This window comes from Herbaspirillum sp. B65 (assembly GCF_000333555.1).
GTDB lineage: Bacteria > Pseudomonadota > Gammaproteobacteria > Burkholderiales > Burkholderiaceae_D > Herbaspirillum > Herbaspirillum rubrisubalbicans.
The window spans coordinates 1-5668 of the sequence record NZ_BADI01000208.1 but is presented as its reverse complement, the minus strand read 5'-3'; the positions used below and the strand labels follow the sequence as shown (position 1 = coordinate 5668).

The following is a 5668-nucleotide window of genomic DNA, read 5'->3' as shown; positions in this document are numbered from 1 at the left end:
ACGGCCGGCTGGCCTCCTTCATGGTATCGATGAAGTGGCGTAGGCGCGCCGGATAGAAGCGCGCATAGGGATAGAGCAGCGACACCGGCAGCGGCGCGGGTTCCCATTCCGGCAGCAATTGCACCAGACGGCCCGCTGCCACATCCTCGGCCAGTACCCAGGACGACCCCACGGCCACCCCCATGCCTTGGATGGCACAGTTGCGCAGCGCATACAGGCTGTCGGTAACCAACTGTGGACGAAACGCCACCTGGCGCTGCTCGCCGGTGCTGACATGGGTCAGCGTGATGTCGCGCCGATAGAAGGCAGGAATGGCGATCCAAGGAAAGGTCGCCAGGTCGGAGGGACGCCGCGGCAGGGGGCGTCCCTGCAACAGCGCGGGGGCCACCACCGTCATGCGCGGCACCTCCGCCAGATGGATCGCCACCACCGAGGGATCATTGACTTCACCCACCTGAATGGCGCAATCGATGCCCTGGCTGATGAAATCGGCAGCGCGATCGTGCAGCAGCCATTCCACCGTGATGCGCGGATGCGCGCGCATGAACTGGGCCAGCGGTCCGATCAGTTGGTGCTGTCCGAAGGCGTGCGGCACCACCACCCGCAGCGCGCCCTCGGCGTGCTGGCGCGCCCCGCGCAACTCGTTTTCGAACTCATCCCAGCCGGCCAGCAATTCCTTGGCGCGCTCGTAGCAGCGTTCGCCATCCTCGGTCATCTTCATGGCGTGGGTGGAGCGCTGCAGCAGGCGCACACCCAGCGAGCGTTCCAGCGTTTGCAGACGGCGACTGACGGTGGGCTGGGTAGTGGCGAGCTGGGCGGCAGCGGCCGAGAGGCTGCCGGCCTCGACGATGCGCACGAAGGTCTGGATCAATTCGATGCGGTCGGTCAGGCCGGTGGCCGAGAAACTGGGGGCAGGGGAGGTGGGCTTGGTCATACGGCTAACGTATAACAATTCTGCCGGCGACGCTACTACCGAATCTGAGCCCGTCAGCGGACAATCCGTTGCAACGCTGGCAGAGAGGGGGTTTTCCCGGGCCGGCCGCAAGACCAACCCTATCGAGGTCCACCATGAACAGTCTGCAAAAACCGCATCCCGCCAGTACCGGCGCTGTGCCGGCTGCTGCCCATCCAGCTGCCGCCACTCATGCGGCATCCCATTCCCACGGTCTGTCGACCGGCCTGATCGGCCTGCTGGCCAGCGGCGCCGGCCTGGCCGTGGCTTCGCTCTACTATTCGCAACCCATGCTTGGTGAGTGCCGCGGCCCTGCTGATCGCCATCTGGATTTCCACCCAACTGGCGGCGCGCCAGGCCTATGACCGCATCCTGGCCGGCAGCGCCCTGCAGATCGCCGAGAATACCTGGTACGACCATGGCGAGGTCAACGTCGATGTGCGCTGGGCGGCGCTGTCGATGCTGGGCACCGGCGACCATGCGATCTATGTGGTATTCGATCCGCGTGGCAGGGTGATTTGCGGGCGATGCCGAATTCCCGGCCCGAGATTCCTGGAGCGAGCTGGAGCAAGGCCCGCTGCTGCGCGATGGTCAATACCTGGGTACGCCCGTGCGCATGGCCATCATCGGCCGCCGTATGCCGGTCAACAGTCCCCATCCCTGGGCCGTGATCGTGCTGGCGCAGACCAACAATGCCCGCATGTCCTTTGCCCAGAGCCTGGGCAGCAAGGCGCTGATGGTGATCGTGGCCATGAGCGTGCTCACCTTGGTGGCAGCAATGTTCACCTTGTACCAGGCACTGGCGCCCTTGAAGCGCATCGAGGCGGCCATCCGCGAACGCGACCTGAACGATCTTTCACCTCTGTCCTTAACCGTGCCCGCCGAGACCCATGCCCTGGTGTCGGCCATCAATGCCTTCATGCAGCGCCTGGAAGTGCATCGCGCCACCATGCGCCGCGTCATCGGTGACGCCGCCCACCAGTTGCGCACGCCGGTGACGGCGCTGGTGGCGCAGATGGAACTGCTGGCCAATGAAAGCAATGACGACAAGCGCCAGCGCCACCTGGCCCTGTTGCGCGAACGTACCGGCAACCTGGGCGCGCTGGTCAACCAGCTCATCAATCATGCGATGGTCCAGCATCGCAATGACAGCAGCCTGCAAGCCCCCATCGACTTGGGCGAGCTGGTGCGCTCGCAGATGACCGAGGTACTGTCCAATCGCACTCGCACCCCGCACGACCTGGCGCTGGACGTGCCGCCCCTGCCCTGCCTGATCCGGGGCGACGCCATCGCGCTAGGCGAAGCGATCAAGAACATCCTCGACAATGCCCTGCAATACGGCGCACCGGGCTTGCTGCAGGTCAGGCTGGACAGCGATGGCCAGCGCCACCAGCTCAGTTTCATCGATGATGGACCGGGCATCGCGGCCAAGGATTGGGAGCGGCTGCGCAAGCCCTTCGCTCCCCGCGGCGAAAACCGCATGGGCGCCAGCCTGGGGCTGTCCATCGTCGAAGAGGTGATGCGCGCCCATGGCGGCGAGATGCGCTTTGCCTATCTGCCCAATGGGTATTTCTCGGTCGTGCTGGACTTTCCTGCCTGGCAGGAAGCGGTCTGATTCAGCGGCTCACTTCCATTCCAGGATGGCATTGCGGCGATCCAGCCAATGCACCTTCACGCCACCCGGCGCCACCTTGCGGCCGGCACAGGCGCTGGCGGCCAGCGCAAAGGGAGCGTCGTAGTAGCGCCCGCTGGCCGAGGAACGCAGCGCGGTCTGCGGCGCATTGCGAGCGATCCAGTCGGCCGCGTTGGTGCGCAGGAAGATCATGCAGGCGCCGCCGCTGGTCTCGGCCACCTGACAAGTGCAGCTATTGCCGGAGGTGGTGATGGGTTCGCTCAGGGGTGCATTGCGGTTCAGTACATCCGGCACCGGAACGGGAACCGGGACCGGAACAGCTACCCCCTGTTGCGGCCCATAGTGGCCACCCAGGTCGCGCGTGGTGACCTGGGCCGTGGCCGGCCATATCGATGCGCACAAGAGCAGCGCGAGAAGCTGGGTCGGTTTCATGGGATGCGCCTTTCTGCCCGGTTGTGAGGGGACTTAGCCCCGTGCGCGCAGGCGCCACAGGGTGGTGGTTTCCTTGCTGCGGGCAGCGTGCAGCGGATCGTCGCGATCGGCGGCCTTGCCGTGGCGCGGCTTGATGTCATGGCGCGCCACCACCGTCAGGCCAGCCTGCGCGATGGCCTCGGCCAACATGCCGGGGGCGCGCAAGCCCAGATGCTCGGCGAAGTCCGACATGATCAGCCAGCCTTCACCCTGGGGCGTCAGATGGGCGGCCAGGCCATTGAGAAAGCCCAGCAGCATCCGGCTTTCCGGGTCGTAGACGGCCTGCTCGATAGGCGAGCTCGGGCGGGCCGGCAGCCAGGGCGGATTGCAGACGATCAGCGGCGCACGTCCCGGCGGGAACAGGTCGGCCTGCTGCAACTCCACCTGCTCCAGCGCCCCCAGGGCTTGCAGGTTTTCGCGGGCACAAGCCAGGGCGCGCGGGTCCATGTCGGTGGCGACGATCTTGCGCACGCCACGCTGCGCCAGCACCGCCGAGAGCACGCCACTGCCCACGCCGATATCGAAGGCCAGTTCGGTGGAAGGCAACGGCGCTTGCGCCACCAGGTCCACGTATTCGCCGCGCACCGGAGAAAAGACGCCATACCAGGGATGGATGCGCGCACCCAACGCGCCGATCTCGACCCCCTTCTTGCGCCATTCGTACGCGCCGATCAAGCCTGCAGTTTCGCGCAGCGAGACCGCGAAGGCCGCGCCGGCCAGCGCCGCGCCATAGGTCTGGTGGCACGCGGCCTGCACATCCGGCGCGCGCCGCAGCGGCACCACGAAACCGGGATCGAGCGGGATCAGCAGCATCCCCAGGATGCGCGCGCGCTGCGCCTGCATCTGGCGATGATGATGGAAAGCCTGCGCCGGGCTGTCACTGGCAGTCGGCTGGCCCCGGCTCTTGGCACTGGCCCGTTCGCGCGCACGGTCCACGCGACGCCCCAGCGCCTGCAACAGTTGGCGCGCATTCTGGAAGTCGCCGCGCCAGAGCAGACCTGTGCCTTCGCACGCCAGGCGATAGGCGGTATCGGCAGCGATCTGGTCATCGGCCAGCACGACCCGCTTGGGGGCTGGGTTGCCGGCTTCGGAATGCCAGCGCAGTTGCTGCTGGGTGTGGCCGTCCTGCCAGTTCAAATAGGCAACGGCAGCGGCCAGGGAATCGTCGTGTGAGGTCATGAATCAGGATCAACAAGGCGGGCCAGGGAGGGCCGTGCGCCAAAACAGCCGCCAGTGTAACAAAGCATGAGGCCATGGGGCGGTAACGTGCGCCGGAACTTAGTTCGCAGCGTAGCAACCAAACAGGAGAACTTGACGCGGGGCAAACCCAAAGAGCTTTTTTCGCCGGCCGAGCGGCAATGCGCCTATGATGGAGCCGGTCAATCACCCAAGGAGAATCCATGAGCGAGCAAATGCAAACCCCAGGTTTCGATCACCAGCGCCTGCTGGACATGGTCGGCCAGTTCGAGGCGGAACTGCAGAAACTGCCCGCCGGCAGCACCGAAGCCGACCAACTGCGCGAAGACATCGCACGCCTGCGGCAACACCTGAACCAACCGCAGCCGCACGCCGGCCAGGTCAACGATACCTGGCAATCGCTGCGCCGCGCCGCCGACAACCTGGAAAACCAGGTCCTCAAGGATAGCCCCTACATCACCGAGATCGGTCGCATCATCGGTCTACTGTGAACCGGTTCGAAGGCCGATGGCTGGTGGATGATTAGCCCGGCCCATGCAAAACCGCCTGCGGCATCGACTGCGGCAGGCGGTTTTGTTTTGCCTCACGCCCATTCAGCCGTTCAGCGTCAGTGGGCCGGCAGCGGAATCCACTCGGTCTCGCCCGGGATGTCGGGGAAGACCTGCTTGTTGCGGCTGTTCCAGGCCTCTTTGGCGGCCTCGATCTTGTCGCGCGAGGTGGCGACGAAATTCCACCACACGAAGCGCGGGCCATCCAGCGGCGCACCGCCCAGGATCATGAACACCGATGCGCCCACGGCCTTGAACGCCACGCTCGCCCCCGGTTGCAGGATGGCCAGGGTGCCGGCGTCCAGGCGCTCGCCGTCGAGTGTCACATCGCCACGCACCACATAGAGGGCGCGCTCCTGGACCTCGGCGGCAATCTCCAGTTCGGCGCCATCGGTGGTACTGCCAGCCACGTACAGCGTCGGGCTGGCCGTGATCACCGGGGAGCTCACGCCGAAGGCCGAACCGGCCAGCACATGCAGGCGGGCGCCGCCCACGGTGGTCTCGGGCATCTCCTGGGCGGCGTAATGACGGAACAGGGGGGCGCCCTCTTCCTGCTCGGCGGGCAGCGCTACCCACATCTGCAAGCCATGCACCGGCACCTTCTGCTCGCGAATATCGTCGGGAATGCGCTCGGAGTGCACGATGCCGCGCCCCGCCGCCATCCAGTTGACCGCCCCCGGGGTGATGCGCTGGACCACGCCCAGGCTGTCACGATGCATCATGGCGCCGGAGAACAGGTAAGTCACGGTGGCCAAGCCGATATGCGGATGCGGGCGGACATCGCCCTCGGTGGTGCCGGCATCGAATTCCACCGGGCCCATATGATCGAAAAAGACAAAGGGACCGACGGTACGCGCAGCCGCCGCT

At 66.0% G+C, this 5668-nt stretch carries 7 protein-coding genes and 1 pseudogene; 4 read left to right on the top strand and 4 right to left on the bottom strand.

Features of this window, described 5'->3' with window-relative positions; genetic code table 11:
• Positions 1 to 934, bottom strand: a 934-nt coding sequence (locus tag I5W_RS05285; protein WP_044528457.1) for a LysR family transcriptional regulator, incomplete at its 3' end; no start/stop codon positions are given.
• A 134-nt stretch (positions 935 to 1068) separates the two neighbouring features.
• On the opposite strand from I5W_RS05285, the gene I5W_RS29475 reads away from it, so the two are divergent.
• From I5W_RS29475 to I5W_RS05280, 3 genes and pseudogenes are all read left to right on the top strand, one after another.
• A complete protein-coding gene (locus tag I5W_RS29475) occupies positions 1069 to 1317 on the top strand; it encodes a hypothetical protein (protein ID WP_306302668.1) in 249 nt (82 codons plus the stop codon).
• Positions 1250 to 1610 (top strand): annotated as a pseudogene (locus I5W_RS34160) (sensor histidine kinase N-terminal domain-containing protein); the annotation flags it as partial. The gene I5W_RS29475 and the pseudogene I5W_RS34160, both read left to right, overlap by 68 nt.
• The gene (locus I5W_RS05280; RefSeq protein ID WP_374702117.1) at positions 1590 to 2567 is read left to right on the top strand and encodes a sensor histidine kinase; all 978 of its coding nucleotides are present in this window, start codon (positions 1590 to 1592) and stop codon (positions 2565 to 2567) included. The pseudogene I5W_RS34160 and the gene I5W_RS05280, both read left to right, overlap by 21 nt.
• Before the next feature lie 9 nt (positions 2568 to 2576).
• Here I5W_RS05280 and I5W_RS05275 read toward each other — a convergent pair whose 3' ends face one another.
• Complete coding sequence (locus I5W_RS05275) at positions 2577 to 3017, bottom strand: hypothetical protein (RefSeq protein WP_017450543.1); 441 nt, start codon at positions 3015 to 3017, stop codon at positions 2577 to 2579.
• Between the two features lie 33 nt (positions 3018 to 3050).
• Positions 3051 to 4235, bottom strand: a complete 1185-nt coding sequence (locus I5W_RS05270; RefSeq protein ID WP_083893468.1) for a methyltransferase — start codon at positions 4233 to 4235, stop codon at positions 3051 to 3053.
• A 221-nt stretch (positions 4236 to 4456) separates the two neighbouring features.
• Here I5W_RS05270 and I5W_RS05265 point away from each other — a divergent pair, with 221 nt between their 5' ends.
• Positions 4457 to 4744: a hypothetical protein gene (locus I5W_RS05265; protein WP_044528456.1), complete on the top strand. Its 288-nt coding sequence runs from the start codon at positions 4457 to 4459 to the stop codon at positions 4742 to 4744.
• Between the two features lie 116 nt (positions 4745 to 4860).
• On the opposite strand, the gene I5W_RS05260 is transcribed toward I5W_RS05265, so the two are convergent.
• On the bottom strand, positions 4861 to 5668 hold an 808-nt coding region (locus I5W_RS05260; RefSeq protein WP_044528455.1), incomplete at its 5' end, for a pirin family protein.